Raw genomic sequence first — 24501 nt, 5'->3', positions numbered from 1 at the left:
CATTTTTTACTTAGTGCTCATTTTTCCCGGATCAAAACCCTGCTTTTTTGTCAGTCAGGCTTACATCAATGTCTTGAACTCTCGTAATAAAACCGACTCTAAATTGCACAGTCAATTTTAAATACCAACCCAATTTAAATAATAACTATGGGGAAGCAAGCCATGAATTTCATAAAAAGCCTTTCCTGTTTTGGTGGCTCACTTTCATCAACAGCGGATCAGTCTCGATCAGAAAGAAGAAGTGGTACCGCTATGAATAGGAACGTCACTATACATAACAGGAAAAAGCCTTCACCATTGCTCAGATTGCCCGAGGAACTTCAATCCAAAATCTGTACTTATTTGCAGGCTCATGATATTGCCAAATTGGCGCAGGTAAATTCACACATTAACATCACTATCAAAAATGCTGATTTAATAGCAAAGGCATGGTATCGCCAGTTTGCTTTATCACACCAGACGCTACTAAAGACACCCCTCACTTCAAAAGACAAAAATCAACTCGAGGGTTGGTTGAGGCGCTTTACAAAGGATGAGGCATTAATCAAATCAATCATGGATCGCCAAGAGAGCAAGTATTTTCCTGTTTTGTTCGTTTCCACTGTCACTAAACTGATGTCTGAATGTGAAACATTTAAATTAGAGACAAAAGCCACATTCCCCGCTTTTGGTAAATCGGACTTGTTTAAGTTCAGCCCCGATGGCCACCATGTCATAATCCCTATTGACAAAGGAAAAGTGAAAATCTACGGCAAGAAGGACGGTGGATCATGGGAAGAAAAAATCACTATCTCTCATGATGACTGGGTCAGGTCGGTCACTTTCAGCGCCAATAGCCGCCATGTGGTGACCACAAGTGACGATAAAACCGCAAAAATTTATGACCTGAGTACCGATGGATCATGGGTAGAAAAAGCCACTATTTCCCATGATAAATCTGTCTTTAAAGCCAGCTTCAGCCCCGGTGACCGCTATGTCGTGACTGCCAGTATAGATGAGAAGGCGAAAATTTATGGCAAGCAGGACGATGGTTCATGGGTAGAAAAAGCCATCATTTCCCATGACGACTTTGAAAACTCAGCCGAATTCAGCGCCGATGGCCTCTATGTGGTGGCCATTGAACATCGCAGAGCAATAATCTATGGCAAGCAGGACGATGGGTCATGGGTAAAAAAAGCTATTATTTCCCATTACAAACGTCTCAGGTCAGCCAAATTCAGCGCCGATAGCCGCCATCTGATGACCGTCAGTCAAGATCACATGGTAAAAATCAATGGCCTCAAGGCCGATGGATCGTGGCAACAAACAAACGTTATTCCCCATTTTCATAAGCTCAACTCAGCCAAATTCAGCAACGATAGCCGCCATTTGGTGACCTGCAGTAACGATGGCACCGCGACAATCTACGGCAAGCAGGACGATGGATCATGGCGGATAGAAATCATCATTTCCCATGAGGATAGAGTCTTCTCAGCCACCTTCAGTCCCGATAGCCGTCGCGTGTTGACCTGCGGTGACGATGACAAGGTGAAAATCTTTAGCCAAGAGGTCAATGGATCATGGAAAGTAGAAGCTGTCATTTCCCGAATAGAAAGGTTCTTCTTTGCCAAATTCAGCCATGACAGCCGCCATGTGTTCATCCATAGCGGAGATTACACGGTGAAAATATGTGGCCAGAAGGCTAATGGAAGCTGGGAAGAAAAAGCCAGTTTTTCCCACAGGCTACAAATTAATTCAATAGAATTTAGCCCCGATAACCGCCATTTGGTTACCTCCAGTACCGATGGCACGGCAAAAATTTATGGCCAGACAAGCCATGGAACATGGAAAGAGAAAGCCACCATCATTTCCGAGCAATTTCACGAGATCAAACTCGCCATCTTCAGCGCCGATGGCCATGTATTGACCGTCCATGAAGATAACACGGCAAAAATAACTGAACTTCGGATGAATCAGTTAATGACTGACTGATTGTTTGTTGTCACTCATTAGCCCAGATCCACATTTTTCTTCTGCAATTCCTGCCCGGCAGCTTATACCAATCGTGTTTTCCCGTGTTGAGCGTGGAGATTTGAGCCTTATGACAAGGCGACAATCGCCAACCCAAAGCTGACGGGCGCACAGTATGTGCGTCCCTGTTGAGCGTGTTGTTAGGTGGCGTGGTTATTGGCGCGAGAGTAAGACTTGGAGCATTTCTTTGATAGCGGCAATATCAGAACCTTGCTGGTCAAAACGCTTATCTTGCTGGTCAAAACGCTTATCTTGCTGGTCAAAACGCTTATCTTGCTGGTCAAATCTCTGGTGCATCTCACCACGGGTTTGACCAAGGCCGTCAATTACGTCAGCCAGGGTGTTACGGATATTATTAATCTCTGTCGTCTGAGGTTTGGGTTTGGGTTTGGGTTTCACACTCATGGGTTACTCCTTGATAAAATGTCGAAGAAGATCAGCATAGCAGAGACTGGCACAAAGACACCTAAGACAGGATTAAGGCTCAGATCTTCAGCGCACCAGGGAGTTAGAAAGTTCGATTAGTATTAAGCCCCTTTGAGTTATCAGAAGCCGAGACAGCTCCGGGCTCTGAGTCGACTTTGACTCCCTCTGAGACTTCTCCTGCATTTACATCCGGGCAAAGAAAAGCTTTATAGGTGGCCCTCACCATATGTTTGAACAAATCATTGTCAGGCAAATTAACTGGATAAAGCCTACCTCTCTCATTATTCAGGTAGCAGTTGATCACAGAAATAACGTGACGTTCCTGATCACTGGCATAAGCCATCACTTCGTCATCTTGATTCAGAAGAAAAACAAAGATCATATTGTCTTCTTTGATAAGAACAGCAAGGAAACAGCCTCCCTTAGGATTAGGAAGCGTCAGAACGTATTCATTCTTTTCCAAAGTCCGGATACTATACCTTGGCCAAGTGTACGCTCTCATCCAGCCAAAAAAGATCAAACCTAACACGACATTCTGTCGAATGGCAGACTGTGCCTGAGTCAATAGCTGCCGAAATTTATCTATCCTGCTATCATCTGGATCGTCGGGGACGAACGTGTCCATGTTGCTTTCAAAATAACAGTCATTGAAGGATGTAGTTGTTGTGACTGGTTGCTCGCCGGCAGGTTCATCAACCACTGAAGTCTGCTGCTGGACAAGGCTAAAATCGTCCTGCTGATTAACCCGTTCACAATCAGACTGATTTCCCCCATCTGAAGCAGGAGCAATAACCACTTCATTAAAAAAGCCACTCGTGGAAGACTCTAACAAAGCCATTTTGCTTGTTGAAGGTCCATCAAAAGCAACAGCCTTTGTCCCGGGACCCAGCTTCAGACTGGAAGCTGGTGGTAGCTCTTCACACTGGCAAGTATTCTCAGTGGATAAATACACCACTTTGGGCTTGGGGTCCTTACCTCTGGAACTTGGGGTATTAGCCGCCAGCCCTCTTTTTCTTATTCTTGCCTGGGCGATCTCCCTTTTTTCCCTGAACTGCCTGTGACATCGATAACATCGACAATCACAGTCATCAAGATGACGGTTACACTGCTTACACCTTTGACGACCCGATTCATCCGTTACTATTTTATCTTTCCCGTCGCCGTTACATCCATGACTGTAGAAGACTCCAGGCAACAAAAATACAAACAACAGCACACTCAAACCCGCTCTAAGCATAAACCCTCCTGAACCAAACCGTTCAGGCAGACTAGTTAATTAATTCAGATTCGTCATCTTGAATTCCATTGCTTTTAGCCTTTCTGTAGCCGGAACTGTTCAATAAAGAACCCTGACCCGATTCCCCTCTGAATCACGCTCTGTAATATCTCTGTTGGTCGCTTTCCAGCGTCCTCCCTCATAAGGGAATTTTGTTCCTTTCCACCATCACCAAACTGATGTCTGAATGTAAAACGTTTGAATCAGAGGCAAAAGTCACCCTCCCCCTTAATGCTGGGTTAGACTTCTGAGCCTTAAGACAGGGCGACAATCGCCAACGCAGGATTAAGTACCTAACCAGTTGGTTTCGCATATTCTGGACGGCGGCTTTTTCCATCCTTCTGCGTTCCAACTCTGGTTGCGTAGCTATGGCTACGCGCCCGTCGTTGCGCCTTGAAGGATGAAAAAATCCACTCACCAGAATATGCGAAACCAACTGGCCAGGTACTTAAGGCTCAAATTTTCAGCGCACCAGGGAGTTAGAAATTTCGATTGATATTAGCCCCGTTGAGTTATCAGAAGCCAAAACAACTCCAGACTCTGAGTCGCCTTTGACTCCCTCTGAGACTTCTCCTGCTTTTTCATCAATGTAACGAAAAGCTTTAAAGGTGGCCCTCACCATATGTTTGAACAAATCATTGTCAGGCAAATCAACTGGATAAAGCTTACCTCTCTCCTTATTCAGATAGCAGTTGATCGCAAAAATAACGTGGCTTTCTTCATTACTGGCATAGCCCATCACTTCGTCATCTTGATTCAGAAGAAAAACAAAGATCATATTGTCTTCTTTGATAAGAACAGCAAGGAAAAAGCCTCCCTGAGGATTAGGAAGCGTCAGAACGTATTCATTCTCTTCCAAAGTCCGGATATTGCGCCGGGGCCAAGTGTACTCTCTCATCCAGCCAAAAAGGATCAACCCTAACACGACATTCTGTCGAATGGCAGACTGTACCTGAGTTAATAGCTGCCGAAATTGATGTACCTTGCTATCTGGATCGTCGAAGACGAACGCTTCCATGCTGCTTTCCAAATAACAGTCATTGAAGGATGAAGTTGTTGTGTCTGGTTGCTCGTTGGCAGGTTCATCAACCAATGAAGTCTGCTGCTGGACAAGGCTAAAATCATACTGCTGATTAACCCATTCATAATCAAACTGATTTCTCCCATCTGGAGCAGGCGCAATAAGCACTTCATTGAAAAAGCCACTCGCGGACGACTCTAACAAAGCCATTTTGCTTGTTGAAGGTCCATCAAAAGCAACAGACTTTATCCTGGGACCCAGCTTCAGACTGGAAGCGGGTGGTAGCTCTTCACACTGGCAAGTATTCTCAGTGGATAAATACACCACTTTGGGCTTGGGGTCCTTACCTCTGGAACTTGGGGTATTAGCCGCCTGCCCTCTTTTTCTTATTCTTGCCTGGGCGATTTCCCTTTTTTCCCTGAACTGCCTGTGACATCGATAACATCGACAATCGCAGTCATCAAGATTACGGTCACACTGCTTACACCTTTGACGACCCGATTCATCCGTTACTATTTTATCTTTCCCGTGGCCGTTACATCCATGACTATAGAAGACTCCAGACAACAAAAATACAAACAACAGCACACTCAAACCCGCTCTGAGCATAAACCCTCCTGAACCAGACCGTTCAGGCAGACTAGTTAATTAACTCAGATTCGTCCTCCCTCATAAGGGAATTTTGTTCCTTTCCGCCATCACCAAACTGATGTTTGAATGTAAAACGTTTGAATTAGAGGCAAAAGTCACCCTCCCGCTTGATGCTGGGTTAGACTTCTGTAAATTCAGCCCCGATGACCACCATGTGATGATCCCTGATGACAATATCTGGTTCGTACAAGCCAGATTTACGAGTTTCCAGTTAAACGCTATTTTTTTCGAAACATGAATCAATGAACTCTGAGGTCGTCTAATGAAGAATTATCTCTTTGTAATAATGCTCGGATATGCATGTGTTTTCTCGGACATTGTTCATTCCAATGACCACTCCGATCAGGAGTACTATAGCTATATTTGGGGTTCATATAACGCTGATGCTTTTGTGGCAAATATAATTGCATTGTACGGAACTGGACTTGTAGTTATTGCGATAACCCCAGTCATATGCGTAAGTGCTCTTGCGGGATGTTGTTTTTGCTCTGGTTCACTTCATGTCAGAGCGTTGAAAGGCGCTGCAATACCGGGAGCCCTCGCAGCATTGGTATATTCAGCCTTGGGGGCTGACATGTGGTATAACTGGCGTATGGGTAATGTAGTCGGGGGGTCTGGGCCGTGAAATTCTATGGCAAGAAGGACGGTGGATTATGGTAAGAAAAAGCCACTATTTGCCATGATAAATACACCCTGGTTCCCATGCTTTCAGGCCCTGTGGGTCCCAGCGTGGGAACGAGTTGATACTGTGCAAATCACTCAACTAAAGATGAAAGACAAAAACCCGCTTGCTACTGATTGATCACTTTCCCAGATCAAAGCCCCGTTTTCTTGTTGGTTACGATTAGATCAATCTTTTGAACTTTCACACTAAAACCGAGTCCAAGCTGCAGAATCAATTTTGAATATCCTTGCCTGCCGGGGATAAATAATAGCAGCGGAAAAACAAACTATGGATTGCATAAATAGCAATGCTCGCACTGGTGGTCCACTTTCATCAACAACAGATGAATCTCGAACAGGAACGCCAAGTGGCACCTCTGCGAGTAGAGACGTCATTGAATGTGACAAGAATGAGTTTTCATTATTGCTCGATTTGCCCGAGAATATACAATCCAAAATTTTCACTTATTTGCAGGTTCGTGATATTACCCAGTTAACACGGGCTAATTCAAACATTAACAACAGGCTCAAAAATGATGATGCCATGGCAAGGGCATGGTATCGCCAGTTTGCTTCATCACACCAGGCTCTGCTGGAGACAATTGTCGCGACAAAAGATAAACAGGAACTCCAGAAATGGTTGCTGCGTTTTACAAAGGATGGGGCTTTAGTCAAGTCAATCATGGATCGCCAAACGAGTGTTTATTTTCCTGCTCTGTTCTTTTTCACTCTCAACAAACTGATGTCTGAATGTAAAACATTTAAATTAGAGACAAAAGCCAGCCTTCCCTGTCATGGCAAGACAAACTCCGCTACCTTGAGTGCCGATGGCCGTCATCTGCTGAGCGTCAGGAATGATAAAAAAACGGTGGATATTTATGGCCACAAGAACGATGGATCATGGGAAACAAAAGGCACTATCTCCCATTATATGAGTGTCGTATCGATCACCTTCAGTGCCGATAGCCACTATGCAGTCACCACTGGAATGGATGGCAAGGCGAAAATTTATGGCAAGAAGGACGAACGATCATGGGAAGAAAAAGCCACTGTTTCCCATGATCAGTGGGTCATATCAGCCACCTTCAGCACCGATAGCCGCCATGTGGCGACCTGTAGTAATGACGGCAGGGCGAAAATCTACGGCAGAAAGGACGAACGATCTTGGGAAGAGAAGGCCACTATTTGCCATGATAAATTCGTCAACTCAGCCACCTTCAGCGTCGATGGTCGCTATGTAGTGACCACCAGTGGAGATCACAGGGCGAAAATCTATGGCCAGAGGGACGATGGGTCATGGGTAGAAAAAGCCACTATTTTCCATGACAACCGAGTCTGCTCAGCCACCTTCAGCCCCGATGGTCGTTATCTGGTGACCACCAGTTTTGATGGCAAAGTGAAAATTTGCGATCAGGAGGACGATGGGTCATGGCTGGAAAAAACCATTATTTCCTATGACGACTTTGTTGACTCAGCCCCCTTCAGCTCCACCTTCAGCTCCGATAGTCGCCATCTGGTGACCATCGCAGGTAGCAAGGCAAGTATTTATAGCCTGGAGGCCGATGGATCATGGGAAGAAAAAGTCACTATTTCCCATGATAAGTGGATCAACTCAGCCACCTTCAGCTCCGATAGCCGCCATATGGTAATCGCCAGTGATGATGGCAGAGCAATAATCTATGGCCAGAACCAAGAAGGATCATGGGAAGAAAAAGTCACCATTTCCCATAACCTGAGTGTCTGCTCAGCGACATTCAGCGCCGATGGCCGCCATGTGGTGACCGCCAGTTTAGATCGCAAAGCGAAAATCTATGGCCAGAAGGACGATGGATCATGGGAAGAAAAAGCCATCATTTCCCATGACGGTTTTGTCGACTCAGCCATATTCAGCCCCGATAGCCGCCATGTGATCACCCTCGGTCAGGATAACACGGTGAAAATCTATGGTCGGAAGATCAATGGATACTGGGGAGAAAAAGCGACCATATCCCACCTTAGGAAAGTTAATTCAGCAACCTTTAGCATCGATGGCCACCATGTGATCACCGCCAGTGCCGATGGAACCGCGAGAATTTATGGTCGGCAGAGTGATGGTTCCTGGGAACAAAAAGCCATCATTTCCCATCATAGTGCGATCGTGTCAGCCAGATTCAGCGCCGATGGCCATGTGTTGACCATTCATGGCGATAACACGCTGAAAATCACTGAGCTGCAGATGAATGAATAAATCCGACTCAAAGCTGCAAAATCAATTTTGAATATCCCTGCCAGCCAGGCATAAATAATAACTATGGAAAATGAGTTATGAATTGCATAAAGAGTCATTCCGGTATTGGTGGTCCACTTTCATCAACAACAGATGAATCTCGACCAGGAACGCCAAGTGGTATCTCTGCGGGCAGAGACGTCATTGAATGTGACAAGAATGAGTTTTCATTATTGCTCCATTTGCCCCCGGGAATAGAATCCAGAATTTTTACCTATTTGCGGGCTCATGATATTACCCAGTTAACACGGGTAAATGTACACATTAACAACAGGCTCAAAAATGATGCTGCAATAGCAAGGGCATGGTATCGCCAGTTTGCATCATCACACCAGGCTCTGCTAAAGACAATCGTTACTACAAAAGATAAAGATGAACTCCAGAAATGGTTAAAGCGTTTCACAGAAGATGAGGCATTAATCAAGTCAATCATGGATCGCCAGGCAAGTATTCACTTTCCTGCTTTGTTCTTTTCCACTCTCACCAAACTGATGTCTGAATGTAAAACATTTAAATTAGAGACAAAAGCCAGCCTCCCCTGTAATGGTGGGATCGATTCCTCTACCTTCAGTGCCGATGGCTGCTATCTGGCGAACAACAGGAATTATAAAACGGTGGAAATCTATGGCCGGGAGAGCAATGAATCCTGGGAGGCAAAAGGCACCATCTGCCACTATGATCGTGTCACATCGGTCACCTTCAGTGTTGACGACCGCTTTGTGGTGACCGCCAGCTTCGATGGCAAGGCGAAAATCTACGGCAGGAAGGATGAACAATCATGGGAAGAAAAAGCCACTATTTCCCATGATGAGTGCGTCACATCAGCCACCTTCAGCGCTGATGGTCGCAATGTGGTGACCGCCGGCATCGACAACAAAGTGAAAATCTATGGCATCAAGAATGATGGTTCGTGGGAAGAAAAGGCCATTATTACCCACGAAGACCCTGTTGAATCAGCCAGCTTCAGTGCCGATGGTCGCTATGTGGTGACGACCAGTGACGATCGCAAGGTAAAAATCTACGGCCTGGAGGCCGATGGATCATGGGAAGAAAAAGCCATCATTACCCACAATGGAGAGGTCAACTCAGCCACATTCAGCTCCGATAGCCGCTATTTGGTGACCGCTGGTGATGATGGCAGGGCAGTAATCTATGGCCTGAATAAAGACGGATCATGGACAGAAAAAACCACCATTTCTCATGATGGTTGTATCTACTCAGCCCTCTTCAGCCCCGATAGCCGCCAGGTGGTGACCTGCAGTGAAGATTTCACGGCGAAAATCTATGACTTGAAGGACGATGGGTCATGGGAAGAAAAAGCCATCCTTTCCCATGAGAATACGGTCTACTCAGCCACATTCGGCCCCGATAGCCGCTATGTGGTCACCCACGATGAAGATTGCACGGCGAAAATCTATGGCCAGAAGCTCAATGGATCCTGGGAAGAAAAAACCACCATTTCCCATGATGGGAATATTATGTCAACAACTTTTAGCGTCGATGGCCGCCACGTGATCACCGCCAGTGCAGATGGCACGGCGAAGATTTATGGCCAGACAAGCGATGGGTCATGGCAAGAAAAAGCCATCATTTCCCATAATGCCGGGATCCTGTCAGCCGCCTTCAGCGCCGATGGTCTGGTGTTGACCATCCATGCCGATGGAATGGTGAAAATCACTGAACTAAAGATGAATGAATGAGTCTTTGCTGTCTCTCATTAACCGAGATCCGCATTAAGTACTCAGCCATACGGAATCGAATATTTCTGGCTTATTGGGCAGGTGCTCTGCAAGGTTGAGTACTTATTCTTCTGCAACACCTGCCCGACAGGATAGCCCCCGGTGTCAAGGTAGATGTTGCCTCTTTTGATTCATGACTCTCAATAACTGAGAGCGGACAATGCCTGCCAGCCAACTAACCGAAATTGAACAAATATTGTGAACTTTCACACTGAAACCCACTCTAAGCTGCAGAATCAATTTTAAATATCCTTGCCAACCAGGGATAAATAACAACCATGGAAAACGAACTATGGATTGCTCAAATATCAGCTCCTGCAATATTACCCCACGCTCAACAACACCACGTCAGTCACCACCTGATACACCAAGTGGTACCACTATGGGCAAGAACGTCATTGTACGTCAGAAGAATGAGTTTTCATTATTGCTCGATTTGCCAGAGAATATACAATCCAAAATTTTCACTTATTTGCAGGTTCGTGATATTACCCAGTTAACACGGGCAAATTCAAACATTAACAACAGGCTCAAAAATGATGATGCCATGGCAAGGGCATGGTATCGCCAGTTTGCTTCATCACACCAAACTCTCCTAGAGACAATTGTCGCAACAAAAGATAAAGAGGAACTCCAGAAATGGTTGCTGCGTTTTACAAAGGATGAGGCATTAGTCAAGTCAATCACGGATCGCCAACCAAGTGTTTATTTTCCTGCCCTGTTCTTTTTCACTCTCAACAAACTGATGTCTCAATGTAAAACATTTAAATTAGAGACAAAAGCCAGCCTCCCCTGTGATGGCAGGTCCAACTCCGCTGCCTTCAGTGCCGATGGCCGCCACCTGCTGAGCTTCAGGAATGATAAAACGGTGGATATATATGGCCACAAGAGCGATGGATCATGGGAAGCAAAAGGCTCTATCTCCCATTATGACCGTATCAGATTGGTCACCTTCAGTGACGATAGCTGCTATGTAGTGACCGCTGGAGTGGATGGCAAGGCGAAAATTTATGGCATTAAGGACGAACAATCATGGGAAGAAAAAGCCACTGTTTCCCATGATCAGTGGGTCATATCCGCTACCTTCAGCACCGATAGCCGCCATGTGGCGACCTGTAGTAAAGACGGCAAGGCGAAAATCTATGGCAAGAAAGACGATGGATCATGGGAAGAAAAAGCCATTATTTCCCATGATAAATGGGTCAGCTCAGTCACCTTCAGCGTCGATGGTCGCTATCTGGCGACCACCAGTGGAGATCGCAGGGCGAAAATCTATGGCCAGAGGGACGATGGGTCATGGGCAGAAAAAGCCATCATTCCCCACGATTTTATAGTCCATTCGGCCACCTTCAGCGCCGATGGTTACTCTCTGGTGACCACCACCCTGAAAGGCAAAGCGATAATTTGCGGCAAGAATAACGATGGATCGTGGGTAGAAAAAGCCATTATTTCCCATGACAAGTTTGTGCACTCAGTCTCCTTCAGCACCAATAGCCGCTATCTGGTGACGACCGGTTACGATAGCAAGGTGAAAATCCATGGTCTGGAGGCTGATGGATCATGGGAAGAAAAAGCCATCATTTCCCATGATAAAGAGGTCAAATCAGTTACCTTCAGCTCCGATAGCCGCCATTTGGTGACCGCCAGTAATGATGGCAGAGCGATAATCTATGGCCAGAACGAAGAAAGATCATGGGAAGAAAAAGTCACCATTTTCCATTACCTGGGTGTATGCTCAGCCACATTCAGCGCCGATAACCGCTATGTGGTGACCGCCAGTTTAGATCGCAAAGCGAAAATCTATGGCAAGAAGGACGATGGATCATGGGAAGAAATAGCCATCATTTCCCATAACAGAAGTGTTGACTCAGCCACATTCAGCCCCGATAGCCGCCATGTGATCACCCTCAGTAAAGATAACACAGTGAAAATCTATGGCCGGAAGATCAATGGGTGCTGGGGAGAAAAAGCTATCATATCCCACCTTATGAAAATTAAATCAGCAACCTTTAGCATTGATGGCCACCATGTGATCACCGCCAGTGCCGATGGAACCGCGAAAATTTATGGCCGGCAGAGTGATGGATCCTGGGAAGAAAAAGCCATCATTTCCCATCATAGTGCGATCGTGTCAGCCAGATTTAGCACTGATGGCTATCTATTGACCACTCATGGCGATAAAACAGTGAAAATCACTGAACTGCAGATGAATGAATGATTATTTGCTGTCAATCTAGCCGAGATCCACATTATTCTTTTGCAACACCTGCCCGGCACGATAGCGACAGAAACCCGTTTTTTACTTATTGATCATTTTCCCGGATCAAAGACCTGTTTCTCTACAGGGGTGCAATTTCGCAACGAATCTTGATATAAAAGGGAGACTGGGTACTCGCCAGCAGGTATAACTGCAAGCTTATTAACTCACTTTACATACAGATCCTGACCCATCAATTTCTCCCACGAGAGTTGGGCCACTCTCTCAAAATGTTCTTTTTTTGCACCTCGAACAATTGGATAGCGTGCGAACAGATTTATTTTTCCTGGCTGAGGCCGTTCATATCCAGTAAATCAATATTCATTTTCATCCACAGCAGAGTAGCAGCCAGGTTTACATTGTGGCAGGCTCCATCATTGAGGGTTAACAAGCCTCGGGTTTCATCAATCACCTGGTTCACTTCCTTTTGGCGTTCTTCAGGAAAGCTCTCCAGCAAACGTTTTAGATTCAGCCGTCCCTGGGTCAGATGTGCAAACCTCAGGGGAAACTGACGCAACTGATACACTTTAACCAAACCTGGTGCCAACCCCGATTTCTGCCAGGTTTGGAGTTCCATAAGAATCATGGAGTCCAGGTGATGCTTATCAATGGCAGGTTTATCTACTGTTTCGATAAAGTCCTTACTTTCCCCATTGACTAACAATCGTCCCAGTTGTTCACCCCCCCCTAAATAAATTGTTTGCAAAAAAAACTTCAACATATTGTCTTTAGCTAGGGGTTCTTTGTCTACATAATAACCGTTACGAGCCAACATGGGGGATTCCAACAATGTTACCAGATCGTGCAACGCGAACGACTCACAACCAAAGCCACTGAGTTGACGACCAGGCAGAAAGAAAAACCGGGAGTCAGTAAAGCCGTGATATTTTATCGCCAGTGTTATCGCTAAACCGACAAAATGCGACAGGGGTGAATAAAGCTGTTCTTTTTTGTAGCGCTTAAAAGCGCTCAGACTATCAACAAAAAAAAACCGATAATGCCCTTTACTATTTTTCCTGATAGAAAAAACATTAACGTGACCTGTTGTATCCTGAAAAATATAGTTTTTTGGCTCTTCTGTTGCCATTAATGGCAGTTGGGTTATAAATAAAGCAACCAACTGGCGAAGACACTGTTGTATGCCAAGATAAGTATGCATGAGCCTTAAAACATTAGAATTAGCGGCATCAAGAAGCCTGTCAACTAACTCGTAGTTGGGCAGACCTTCAGGTAACTCAAGCTTAGGAAGCACTGCTTTGGCAAATATTCTGATTAAATTTGCTGGCAATTTCTTAAACCCCGGATGCTTAATTAAAACATGCGTTATTTCACCTTCTTCCAGCTTTTCGGGAAAATAAAGCTTAAGTAGGTTAAGAACCCCTTTCCAACGGTATTCTGCACTCTCCAGATAACCTTTCTCTTCTAAAATATCGGGGTTTTCCCTATACAATGCTTCCAATTCTGCATAAAAGTCATCAATGTTGTTTTTCTGATCCTTCGTTTTCAATGACTTTTCAGCAGCCTTAACTATTTCTTTCAGTTTTTCAAGGTGCCTGACATGACTCTCATTGTTTCCGGAAGCCGATGCTGCCCCGGAGTCTGATGAACCTGAAGAGCCAGAACTGCCCTGCCCTTTAGTCATTTGTTTTTTACTTTGTCGCTTTTGCTGCGGTGGCGGAGATTTACCGTCAGTTTTAGATTGTTCCTTGTTTTCGTTGCCATAACGGTTCAATTCGAATGGATAACCTGTAAACACAGCTCCTTTATCCGGTTGTAGCCCTCCCCCTTCAGAGACAGGCAAACTGATTATCGAACTTTTTTTCCCCTTTTGTAACAGCAGCAGTGGAACATTCCTGGACTTAGGTAGACGAATGGGATCAGATAAAAAAGAGGAAAAAATCGCATCGACATCATTACCTGAGACCAATGATAAAGCGAAAGGCATTGCAGCCCGACTGTCGAACGAAAAAAAGATGATGGCCAAAATAGAAACACAAGACATACTATTCATAGTGAAAATTCATAGTGAAAAGCTCAAGCCCTATTAGGGATGTAGCATAGAAATAAAAAGATCAGTCTAGACAAAAAACTCAGATTTAACTGACATTGAGGTAATTTCTTTGGCTACCTCTGGCGCATGAGCTCATTATATACGACAAAAATTGTCTGTATATTAAGTAAGCCGTATATGAAACATTCGACGTATTTTCAGAACTGACTGAAGTTGGGCAGATAAGTTAGATGTGAGTGTTGATTTCGTGCTCGGGGCTCTGACATCATTTTATCACCTGTTTCAGATGACTCACTGCAGGTAACGTAATTTGGAACGACTCGATTATGCTAAAACTGATACTTAATGGCAGGCAAAGAATATAACCGGTATTTATATGAGAACTTGTTCCAGTCATATTACAGCAATAATAATCATGATAAGTGCCACTTTTGCTCCCTCAACGTCAGCCATAAAAGTGTATAAGAAAGAAGGAAGAATCCTGGTATTAAGGGATGTACCAATTAGTCAGGTATTTACTCCACAGGTAATGATGGCCCCAGCAGTGTACAATTCATCAGTGTTTAAAATGACATCCACAAAGTGTTTAAAATGACATCCACAATAGACTGTTAGGAGTTTTTATGTAGTGTTAATTAGGTCGCACTACATTAGAGTCGGTTTTAGCATGAAAGTTCAAACATTGATGTCAGTGAAACTAACAGTCATTCATCCATCCTTAGTTCAGTGATTTTCGCCGACTGATCTTCATGAATGGTTAACACATGGCCATCGACGCTTAGGGTGGCTGACACGATCCCTCCAGGATAGGAAATGGTGGCTTTTTTTTGCCATGACCCATCGCTTACCTGACCGTAAACAATAGCAAGATGAAAATCTGACAGCGCCAATAAACTAAAAAATGGATGTCTAAACTGATGATAAATAAATTCCGACGCATTATCGTTATGGGCAGTGACCAAATGGCTGCCATCGGCGCTGAAGGATGCTGATCTAATATACATACCATTGGAAACGGTGGTTTTTTCTTCCCAGGATCCATTAACCTTGCGGCCATAGATTTTCACCTTCCTGTCTTCACCGTGGGTCATCACATGGCGGCTGTCGGCGCTAAAGGTTGCTGATTTGATTGGCATATGATGGGAAATGGTAGCTCTCTCTTCCCATGATCCATTATCGTTCAGGCCATAGATTTTCGCCTTTTTATCTCTACTGCGGGTGATCACACAGCGGTTATCGGGGCTGAAGGTGGTTGAGTAGACCCGATCATCATGAGAAATGGTGGCTTTTTCGTTCCATGATCCGTCTTCCTGACCATAGATTATCGACCTGCCATCTTGACCGGAGGTTACCATATGGCGGCTATCGGCGCTGAATGTGGCAGAGTAGAAACGATCCTCATTGGAAAAGATGTTTTTTTCTTCCCATGTCCCATCGTCCTCCAGGCCACAGATTTTCATCCTGTTACCTTCACAGCAGGTGATTATATGTCGGCTATCGGCGCTGAATTTGGCTGACCAGACTGAATTGTCATGGGAAATGATGGCTTTTACTATCCATGACCCATCGTTCATTTTGCCATAGATTTTCGCTGTGTGATCCAGACTGGTGGTCACCACATAAAGACTATCGTCGCTGAAGGTGGCTGATGTTAAAAAGTCGTGGCTAATAATGGCTTCTTCTGCCCATGACTCATCGTCCCCCTGGCCATAGATTTTCGCCTTGCCATCGTGACTGGCGGTCAGTACATATCGACCGTTGGTGCTGAAGGTAGCTGATATGAGAGGCTTATGATGGCTAATAGTGGTTTTTTCTTCCCATGATCGTTCGTCCTTCTTGCCATAGATTCTCGCCTTGCGATCTTCACTGGCGGTCACTACATGGTGGCCATCGTTGCTGAGCATGAATGATATGACACGACCATTATGGGTGATAGTGCCTTTCGCTTGCCATGAACCATCGGTCTCCCGACCAAAGATTATCACCGTTTTACTATCACTGACGCTCACCAGATAGTGGCCATCGGCACTTAAGGTAGCAGAGTTCATCCTGCCGTTATTGAGGAGGGAGGCTTTTGTCTCAAATATAAATGTTTTGCATTCAATCATCAGTTTAGTGAGAGTGAAAGAGAACAGAGCAGGAAAGTCAATACTCCCATGACGATCCATGACTGACTTGACTAATGCCTTATCCATTGTAAACCGGCTCAACCAATTCCCGAGTTGATCCTTATCTTTTTCAGTGACGATTGTTTTTATCAGAGCCTGGCGTGATGAAGCAAACCGGCGATACCATGCCCTTGCCATTGAATTATCATTTTTGAGCGTCTTGTTCATGTATGAATTTGCCCGTATTAAATTGGCAATATCACGGGTCTGCAAATGACTATAAATTTTGGATTGTATTTCAAAGGGCAAATTGAGCAATAATGAAAGCTTATTCTTGTCACGTACAATGACGTCCCTACCCATAGTGGTAGCAATGGGTGTCTCTGATTGAGAGTGATCGGGGGTTGGTGAGAGTGGCCCACCAAGGCAAGAATGGTTATTTATGCGGTCCATAGTTCGTTTCTTAAAAGTTGTTATTTCCGCTGGTTGCAGTGATATCCAAAATTGATTCTGCAGATTAGAGTCGTTTGTAACATGAAAGTTCATAACATTGATGTCAGTGAAACTAACAGGAAAACAGGACTTTGATTCGGGAAAATGATCAATAAGTACTCAACTATGCGAAATCATATTTTCTGACTTATTGGGCAGGCACTCGCGGCAACTGCTCCTGCGTTGCTCTAGCTCCTGCATCCATGCAGTCGTGATGCGTTGCAACTCTGGTCACATAGCTTGCTATGTTCCCGTCGTTGCGCCTTGCAGAGCACCTGCCCAATAAGCCAGAAATATTCGATTCCGTATGGCTGAGTACTCCCCCCCGGCAAAGGCATCTGTGCTCTGGTAATTCATTTTGCTTCCCTTCTGTTATTTGCCTACAGTGGTAGGTCAATGGAGGTATTTTTATGAATAGCTTATATAACACTGATTATCATCAATGGCTGAGTCAGCAAGTAACCCTGTTGAAAACTCAAAACTTTAATCAGTTGGATTTAGAAAACCTGATTGAGGATTTAGAGTTGAGCCTTAAGCAAGACCTTCGCGAGTTGGAGAACCGCTTGTCAACTTTGATAACTCATCTTCTTAAATGTAATTACCAGACCAGTGCACTAAGGGAGTCTACAGCGACAGATAGAGTCCTTAAAGGTTGGATGGAAACCATAGTTAGATCAAGAATTAAGATTAATAAATTGGTGAAAGAGAATCCTAGTTTAACGTCAAGGATCAAAGACTCCCTTAAACAAGCGTATGTTGATGGTAAAAAAGGAGCCATCAAAGAAATGAATATTTATGTCCATAAAAAACTCGACAACAATAGCTTTCCTGACGAATGCCCCTGGAGCTATGAGCAAATAATGACTGAAGACTGGTATCCACTCAACGGTGTTTGAGTGGTAGGGCAATGGAGGTGATTTATGGAAAACTTGTACGACACTGCTTACCACCAATGGCTGAGCCAACAGCGGGATCTGCTTGCCAAATGACATTTTGACGGGCTTGACACAGAGAATTTGTTGGGGGAGCTAGAGCTGGGCAATGAACAACCCCGCCAGGGGGCGGGGTATCCTTGGTGCAAACTCAAAACATTGCAAGCTGATGATCTGAGTGAAGTTTGTCGTACTCATTTCCCTGATTCTTCACATAATTCGCTATCATCTGCTCATCACCATGCTTTCCGACAGTGCTTGCAAAGTACCCATCAGTCCAAAATTCGCCGCCCATAATGGTTTTGCAACGCCCTCAGAGCGTAGGAACGAGTTGTTAGAGTTTTGCAACAGCCTCGAAGCAAGTTGTTATTGTGAACTTTCTCACGAAATCCGACTCAAAGCTACAGAATCAATTTTGAATATCCCTGCCAGTGAGGGAGAAATAATAACTATGGAAAACGAGTTATGGATTGCCTAAAGAGTCATTCCAGTATTGGTGATGCACTTTCATCAACACCCGTTCAATCTCAATCAGGGACACCAAGTGGAATCAGCACGCGCAGGGACGTATTTGTTCGTGACAAGAATGAGCTTTCATTATTGCTCGATTTACCCTTTGAAATACAATCCAAAATTTATACTTATTTGCAGACTCGTGATATTGCCCGTTTAACACAGGTGAATTCATGCATTTACAACACGCTCAAAAAAGATGCATCAATGATAAAGGCGTGGTATCGCCAGATTGCTCCATCACACCAGGCTCTGATAAAGACAATCTTTATGGCAAAAGATAAAAATCAACTCGAAGGTTGGTTAAGCCGTTTCACAAAGGATAAGGCATTAGTCAAGTCGATCATGGATCGCCAAACGAGTATTTATTTTCCTGCTCTGTTCTATTCCACTCTCACTAAACTGATGTCTCAATGTAAAACATTCGAATTAGAGACAAAAGCCAACCTCCCAGGTAATGGTAAGCTGAACTCAGCCAGCTTCAGCGCCGATGGCCGCTGTATGGCGATCGCCAGTGATAATGATACGCTGGAAATCTATGGCCGGGAGAGCGATGGATCCTGGACAGAAAAAGGCACTGTCCTCCATTATGGCAGTATCATATCGTCCACCTTCAGCGCCAATGGCCGCTATGTAGTGACCGCCAGTAAGGATGGCGAGGCGAAAATCTATGGCAAGAAGGACGATGGATCATGGGAAGAAAAAGCCACTATTTCCCATAATAACTGGGTCAACTCAGCAACCTTCAGCAACGATAGTCGCTATGTAGTAACCGCCAGTGGCGATGGCAAGGCGAAAATTTACGGCCAGAGGGACGATGGGTCATGGGTAGAAAAAGCCATTATTTTCCATTATCAAGATGTCAAATCAGCCACCTTCAGCCCCGATAGCCGCCATGTGTTGACCCGCAGCAGTGATGGCGAAGCGAAAATCTATAGCCAGAGGGTCGATGGATCATGGGAAGAAAAAGCCATTATTTCCCACGACGACTGGGCCTTCTCAGCTGGCTTCTGCGCTGATAGTCGCCATGTGATCACCCGCGGCGAAAATAACAAGGTAAAAATCTTTAGCATCGAGGCCGACGGGTCATGGCAAGAAAAAGCCACTATTTCCCATGATTGCTGGGTCCTCTCAGCCGCTATCAGCGCCAATGGCCGCTATGTGGTGACCACCAGTCGCGATCACACTGTGAAAATCCATAGCCTGGAGGACGATGGATCATCGGAAGAAAAAGCCATCTTTTCCCATGAGAATCGTGTCAATTCAGCCTGCTTCAGCCCCGATAGCCACCATGTGGTGAGCCACAGTTACGATGGCAAGGCGAAAATCTATGGCCAGAAAGACAATGGATCATGGGAAGTAAAAGCCATCATTTCCCATGATGACAGAGTCTGGTTAGCCACATTCAGCGCCGATAGTTGCTATCTAATCACCTGCGGTGAAGATAACAAGGCGAAAATCTATGGCCGGAAGGGCGATGGATCATGGCAAGAAAAAGCCATCATCTCTCATGACAAGGATATAAGATCAGCAACCTTTAGCGTCGATAGCCACCATGTGGTCACCGCCAGTATTGATAAAACGGCGAAAATTTATGGCCAGGTAAGCGATAGATCCTGGCAAGAAAAAGCCACCATTACCCATCCTGGTAGTATCAGATCAGCTATCTTCAGCGCCGATGGCCTTGTGTTGACCATCCATGGCGTTAACACAGCAAAAATCACTGAACTACGGATGGATGTATGACTGATTATTTGCTGTCAATCTTGTGGTTAGAAGTTGTCACATAATTACAACTCGTTCCTACACGAAGCGAGTTGTTATTGTGAACTTTCATACTAAAACCGACTCTAAGCTGCGGAATCAATTTTAAATATCCTTGCGGGATAAACAATAACAATGGGAAAACGAGTTATGGATTGCATAAAGAGTAATTCTGGTATTAGTGATGCACTTGCAACAACACCCGTTCAATCTCAATCAGGGACACAAATTGGAATCAGCACGCGCAGGGAGGTATTTGTTCGTGACAAGAATGAGCTCTCATTATTGCTTGATTTACCCATTGAAATACAATCCAAAATTTATAGCTATTTGCAGACTCGTGATATTGCCCGTTTAACACAGGTGAATTCATGCATTTACAACACGCTTAAAAAAGATGCATCAATGATAAGGGCGTGGTATCGCCAGATTGCTTCATCACGCCAGGCCATTACGGGAATAATCCTCACTGCAAAAAATAAAGATCAACTCGAGAATTGGTTGAGCCGATTTACAAAGGATAAGGCATTAGTCAAGTCAATCATGGATCGCCAGGCGTGTTTTTATTTTCCTGCTTTGTTCTTTTCCAATCTCACTAAACTGATGTGTCAATGTAAAGCATTTAAATTAGAGACTAAAGCCACCATCCCCTGCCATAGTTCAGAGGACTTAGCTTCCTTCAGCGCCGATGGACGCCACCTGGTGATCGCCTTTGACTCTGAAACCTGTAAAATCTATGGCCAGCAGAGCGATGAATCATGGGTAGCAAAAGGCACTATCTCCCATGATAGGCAAGTCAAATTTGTCACCTTCAGTGCCAATAGCCACTATGTAGTGACCGCTGGTATGGATGGCAAGGCGAAAATTTATGGCAAGAAGGACGAACGATCATGGGAAGAAAAAGCCACTATTTGCCACAGTTACTGGATCCGCTCAGCCACCTTCAGCCCCGATAGCCGCCATGTGTTGACCTACAGTAACGACGGCAAAGCAAAAATCTACGGCAAGAAGGACGAACGATCATGGGAAGAAAAAGCCACTATTTCCCATGATAATTGGGTCGATTTTGCCACCTTCAGCAAAGATGGTCGCTATGTAGTAACCACCAGTTGGGATCACAGGGCAAAAATCTATGGCCAGAGTGACGATGGGTCATGGGCAGAAAAAGCCGTCATTCCACATGATGACATTTACTCAGCCACCTTTAGCCCCGATAGCCGCTATGTGGTGACTGAAGGCTTGGGCAGCAAAGCGAAAATCTATGATAAGAAGAACGATGGGTCATGGCTGGAAAAAGCCATTATTTCCCATTGTGTCTCAGTCACTTTCAGCTCCGATAGTTGCCATGTGGTGATCACCAGAAGAAATGGCAGTGCAAAAATCTATAGACTGGATGCCGATGGATCATGGCAAGAAAAAGCCATCATTTCCCACAATGCAGAGGTCAACTCAGTCACATTCAGCCCCGATAGTCGCTGTTTAATAACCTCCAGTGACGATGGCAAGGCGATAATCTCTGGCCAGGATGAAGACGGATCATGGCAAGAAAAAGCCATCATTTCCGATTACCTGAGTGACTGCTCAGCCAAATTCAGCGCCGATAGCCACCATCTGGTGACCGCCAGTCTAGATTTCAAAGCGAAAATCTATGGTAAGAAGGACGATGGATCATGGGAAGAAAAAGCTATCATTTCCCATAACGAAAGTGTCTACTATGCCTCATTCAGCCCCGATTGCCGCCATGCCATCAGCTGCAGTGAAGATTTAACGGTAAAAATCCATGGCCTGGAGATCGATGGATCATGGAGAGAAAAAGCCAACATTTCCTATGATAGGGGCATTACAATAGCAACCTTTAGTGCCGATGGCCGCCATGTGGTCACTGTCAGTCTCGAAGGGACAGTGAACATTTATGGTCAGAACAGCAATGGATCATGGGAAGAAAAAGCCAGTATTTCCCATCCTGGTACTATCCGATCAGCCACCCTTAGCGCCGATGACCATTTGTTGACCATCCATGGCACGGACACGGCGAACATCACTGAACTAAGTATGAATGATTGCCGTTACTAGGAGCCTGACCGAGAATAGCGCCCGTAGCGAGGACGGCAGAAAATTGAGGATGAAAATTCGGTTTTGTGAGGAGAATAGCGAGCTATTTGACGAACAAAAGCGGATTTTCAGACCAATTTGCTGCCGCCGCAGTAGGGCAGACTATTCTCGGTCAGGCTCCTAGTCCAGCCATACCAATCGAACTTTCTAACTCCCTGTTGCGCTAAAGATTATTGTGAACTTTCCTACTAAAACCGACTCTAAGCTGCAGAATCAATTTTGAATATCCTCGCCAACCAGGGATAAATAACAACCATGGAAAACGAACTATGGATTGCTCAAATAGCAGCTTCTGCAACATTACTCCACGCTCATCAACAGTAGACCAACCTCCATCAGATACTCCAATTGATACCATTATGGGCAAGAACGTCATTGAACGTGACAAGAATGAGTTTTCATTATTGCTCGATTTACCCGAAGCTATACAATCCAAAATTTTTACTTATTTGCAGGCTCGTGATATTGCCCATTTAGCACGGGCAAATTCATGCCTTAACAACAGGCTCAAAAATGATGATGCAATGGCAAGGGCGTGGTATCGCCGGTTGACTTCATCACACCAGACTCGTCTAAAGACAATTGTCACTACAAAGGATAAAGATGAACTCCAGAAATGGTTAAAGTGTTTTACAAAGAATGAAGCATTAATCAAGTCAATCATGGATCGCCAGGCAAGTATTCACTTTCCTGCTTTGTTTTTTTCCACTCTCACTAAATTAGAGACTAAAGCCAGAATCCCCTGTAGTGGTTCAAAGAACTCAGCTAAATTGAGCACCGATGGACGCCACCTGGTGATCGCCTGTGACTCCAGAACCTTTAAAATCTATGGCCAGGAGAGCGATGAATCATGGGTAGCAAAAGGCACTATCTCCCATGATAAGGAAATCAGATCAGTCACCTTCAGTGCCAATAGCCGCTATGTAGTGACCGCTGGTATGGATGGCAAGGCGAAAATTTATGGCAAGAAGGACGAACGATCATGGGAAGAAAAAGCCACTATTTCTCACAGATACTGGGTCCGCTCAGCCACCTTCAGCCCCGATAGCCGCCATGTGTTGACCTTCAGTAACGACGGCAAGGCGAAAATCTATGGCAAGAAGGACGAACGATCATGGGAAGAAAAAGCCACTATTTCCCATGATGATGAGGTCCATCATGCCACCTTCAGCAAAGATGGTCACTATGTAGTAACCACCAGTTGGGATCACAGGGCAAAAATCTATGGCCAGAGTGACGATGGGTCATGGGCAGAAAAAGCCATCATTCCACATGATGACATTCTCTACACAGCCACCTTCAGCCCCGATAGCCGCTATGTGGTGACCGCCAGTCTGGATCACAGGGCAAAAATCCATGGCCAGAAGGACGATGGGTCGTGGCTGGAAAAAGCCATTATTTCCCATTTTGACTCAGTCACCTTCAGCTCCGATAGTCGCCATGTGGTGATCACCAGAACAAATGGCAGTGCAAAAATCCATAGACTGAATGCCGATGGATCATGGGAAGAAAAAGCCATCATTTCCCTCAATGGAGGGGTCAACCCAGCCAAATTCAGCCCCGATAATCGCTATTTAATGACCTCCTGTAACAATAACAAGGCGATAATCTATGGCCAGGATAAAGACGGATCATGGAAAGAAAAAGCCACCATTTTCGATTACCTAAGGAATTACTCAGCCAAATTCAGCGCCGATAGCCGCCATCTGGTGACCGCCAGTTTATATAACAAAGCGAAAATCTATGGCAAGAAGGACGATGAATCATGGGAAGAAAAAGCCATCATTTCCCATAACAAAAGTGTCTACTATGCCACATTCAGCCCCGATTGCCGTCATGTCATCACCTGCAGTAAAGATTTAACGGTAAAAATCCATGGCCTGGAGATCGATGGATCATGGAGAGAAAAAGCAATCATCTCCCATGATGAGGGTATTCGCTTAGCAGCCTTTAGTGTCGATGGCCGCTATGTGGTCACTGTCGGTTACGATGGAACGGTGAACATTTATGCTCAGAACAGCGATGGATCATGGGAAGAAAACGCCAGCATTTCCCATCCTGGTATTATCCAGTCAGCCACCCTCAGCGCCGATGACCGTTTGTTGACCATCCATAGCGCGGGCATGGCGAGAATCATCAACATTGTGATTTAGCTGCATAAGTTGAGGCGACATCTACCTTGAAAGTTACCGGCACGGACACGGCGAACATCACTGAACTAAGTATGAATGATTGCCGTTACTAGCCCAGCCATACCAAT

At 45.0% G+C, this 24501-nt stretch carries 13 protein-coding genes and 1 pseudogene; 8 read left to right on the top strand and 6 right to left on the bottom strand.

Annotated elements, in window-relative coordinates; genetic code table 11:
* Window positions 1-162 precede the first annotated feature (162 nt).
* Window positions 163-1971, top strand: coding sequence for an F-box/WD repeat-containing protein (locus tag ACOMG9_RS04650; RefSeq protein WP_448215985.1), 1809 nt, complete (start codon window positions 163-165; stop codon window positions 1969-1971).
* Window positions 1972-2163: 192 nt separating this feature from the next.
* On the opposite strand, the gene ACOMG9_RS04645 is transcribed toward ACOMG9_RS04650, so the two are convergent.
* The 3 genes from ACOMG9_RS04645 to ACOMG9_RS04635 all read right to left on the bottom strand — a co-directional run bounded on the left by ACOMG9_RS04645 (window position 2164) and on the right by ACOMG9_RS04635 (window position 5342).
* Window positions 2164-2415, bottom strand: coding sequence for a hypothetical protein (locus ACOMG9_RS04645; protein ID WP_448215986.1), 252 nt, complete (start codon window positions 2413-2415; stop codon window positions 2164-2166).
* A gap of 103 nt (window positions 2416-2518) precedes the next feature.
* Window positions 2519-3673 carry a hypothetical protein gene (locus tag ACOMG9_RS04640; protein WP_448215987.1) on the bottom strand — a complete coding sequence of 385 codons (1155 nt, stop codon included), beginning with the start codon at window positions 3671-3673 and terminating at the stop codon, window positions 2519-2521.
* Window positions 3674-4175: 502 nt separating this feature from the next.
* Window positions 4176-5342, bottom strand: coding sequence for a hypothetical protein (locus ACOMG9_RS04635; RefSeq protein ID WP_448215988.1), 1167 nt, complete (start codon window positions 5340-5342; stop codon window positions 4176-4178).
* 994 nt (window positions 5343-6336) lie between these two features.
* Here ACOMG9_RS04635 and ACOMG9_RS04630 point away from each other — a divergent pair.
* The 3 genes from ACOMG9_RS04630 to ACOMG9_RS04620 all read left to right on the top strand — a co-directional run bounded on the left by ACOMG9_RS04630 (window position 6337) and on the right by ACOMG9_RS04620 (window position 12270).
* The gene (locus ACOMG9_RS04630; RefSeq protein ID WP_494529864.1) at window positions 6337-8274 is read left to right on the top strand and encodes a WD40 repeat domain-containing protein; all 1938 of its coding nucleotides are present in this window, start codon (window positions 6337-6339) and stop codon (window positions 8272-8274) included.
* Between the two features lie 77 nt (window positions 8275-8351).
* Complete coding sequence (locus ACOMG9_RS04625; protein ID WP_448215990.1) at window positions 8352-10013, top strand: WD40 repeat domain-containing protein; 1662 nt, start codon at window positions 8352-8354, stop codon at window positions 10011-10013.
* A gap of 331 nt (window positions 10014-10344) precedes the next feature.
* Window positions 10345-12270, top strand: coding sequence for a WD40 repeat domain-containing protein (locus tag ACOMG9_RS04620; RefSeq protein ID WP_494529863.1), 1926 nt, complete (start codon window positions 10345-10347; stop codon window positions 12268-12270).
* A 316-nt stretch (window positions 12271-12586) separates the two neighbouring features.
* Here the strand turns inward: ACOMG9_RS04620 and ACOMG9_RS04615 are convergent, their stop codons facing one another.
* On the bottom strand, window positions 12587-14320 hold the full coding sequence (locus ACOMG9_RS04615) for a hypothetical protein (RefSeq protein ID WP_448215992.1): 1734 nt from the start codon (window positions 14318-14320) through the stop codon (window positions 12587-12589).
* 704 nt (window positions 14321-15024) lie between these two features.
* A complete protein-coding gene (locus tag ACOMG9_RS04610) occupies window positions 15025-16881 on the bottom strand; it encodes a WD40 repeat domain-containing protein (protein ID WP_494529862.1) in 1857 nt (618 codons plus the stop codon).
* Window positions 16882-17330: 449 nt separating this feature from the next.
* On the opposite strand from ACOMG9_RS04610, the gene ACOMG9_RS04605 reads away from it, so the two are divergent.
* Window positions 17331-17816 carry a DUF29 domain-containing protein gene (locus tag ACOMG9_RS04605; RefSeq protein WP_422132512.1) on the top strand — a complete coding sequence of 162 codons (486 nt, stop codon included), beginning with the start codon at window positions 17331-17333 and terminating at the stop codon, window positions 17814-17816.
* A gap of 187 nt (window positions 17817-18003) precedes the next feature.
* On the opposite strand, the pseudogene ACOMG9_RS04600 reads toward ACOMG9_RS04605, so the two are convergent.
* Window positions 18004-18156, bottom strand: a pseudogene (locus ACOMG9_RS04600) (transposase); the annotation flags it as partial.
* 161 nt (window positions 18157-18317) lie between these two features.
* On the opposite strand from ACOMG9_RS04600, the gene ACOMG9_RS04595 reads away from it, so the two are divergent.
* The 3 genes from ACOMG9_RS04595 to ACOMG9_RS04585 all read left to right on the top strand — a co-directional run bounded on the left by ACOMG9_RS04595 (window position 18318) and on the right by ACOMG9_RS04585 (window position 24394).
* Complete coding sequence (locus tag ACOMG9_RS04595; RefSeq protein ID WP_494529861.1) at window positions 18318-20111, top strand: F-box/WD repeat-containing protein; 1794 nt, start codon at window positions 18318-18320, stop codon at window positions 20109-20111.
* 168 nt (window positions 20112-20279) lie between these two features.
* Window positions 20280-22202 carry a hypothetical protein gene (locus ACOMG9_RS04590; protein WP_494529860.1) on the top strand — a complete coding sequence of 641 codons (1923 nt, stop codon included), beginning with the start codon at window positions 20280-20282 and terminating at the stop codon, window positions 22200-22202.
* 308 nt (window positions 22203-22510) lie between these two features.
* A complete protein-coding gene (locus ACOMG9_RS04585) occupies window positions 22511-24394 on the top strand; it encodes a WD40 repeat domain-containing protein (protein WP_448215997.1) in 1884 nt (627 codons plus the stop codon).
* Window positions 24395-24501: the final 107 nt, after the last annotated feature.

This window comes from Endozoicomonas sp. PH6C, assembly GCF_059322965.1.
The sequence above is the reverse complement of the archived record's forward strand: the minus strand, read 5'-3'. Positions and strand labels throughout refer to the sequence as shown.

Bases quoted from the DNA above. Each gene is read 5' to 3' on its own strand.
- ACOMG9_RS04650 (WP_448215985.1), top strand. From the start codon at position 163: ATGAATTTCATAAAAAGCCTTTCCTGTTTTGGTGGCTCACTTTCATCA.
- ACOMG9_RS04645 (WP_448215986.1), bottom strand. From the start codon at position 2,415: ATGAGTGTGAAACCCAAACCCAAACCCAAACCTCAGACGACAGAGATT.
- ACOMG9_RS04640 (WP_448215987.1), bottom strand. From the start codon at position 3,673: ATGCTTAGAGCGGGTTTGAGTGTGCTGTTGTTTGTATTTTTGTTGCCT.
- ACOMG9_RS04635 (WP_448215988.1), bottom strand. From the start codon at position 5,342: ATGCTCAGAGCGGGTTTGAGTGTGCTGTTGTTTGTATTTTTGTTGTCT.
- ACOMG9_RS04630 (WP_494529864.1), top strand. From the start codon at position 6,337: ATGGATTGCATAAATAGCAATGCTCGCACTGGTGGTCCACTTTCATCA.
- ACOMG9_RS04625 (WP_448215990.1), top strand. From the start codon at position 8,352: ATGAATTGCATAAAGAGTCATTCCGGTATTGGTGGTCCACTTTCATCA.
- ACOMG9_RS04620 (WP_494529863.1), top strand. From the start codon at position 10,345: ATGGATTGCTCAAATATCAGCTCCTGCAATATTACCCCACGCTCAACA.
- ACOMG9_RS04615 (WP_448215992.1), bottom strand. From the start codon at position 14,320: ATGAATAGTATGTCTTGTGTTTCTATTTTGGCCATCATCTTTTTTTCG.
- ACOMG9_RS04610 (WP_494529862.1), bottom strand. From the start codon at position 16,881: ATGGACCGCATAAATAACCATTCTTGCCTTGGTGGGCCACTCTCACCA.
- ACOMG9_RS04605 (WP_422132512.1), top strand. From the start codon at position 17,331: ATGAATAGCTTATATAACACTGATTATCATCAATGGCTGAGTCAGCAA.
- ACOMG9_RS04595 (WP_494529861.1), top strand. From the start codon at position 18,318: ATGGATTGCCTAAAGAGTCATTCCAGTATTGGTGATGCACTTTCATCA.
- ACOMG9_RS04590 (WP_494529860.1), top strand. From the start codon at position 20,280: ATGGATTGCATAAAGAGTAATTCTGGTATTAGTGATGCACTTGCAACA.
- ACOMG9_RS04585 (WP_448215997.1), top strand. From the start codon at position 22,511: ATGGATTGCTCAAATAGCAGCTTCTGCAACATTACTCCACGCTCATCA.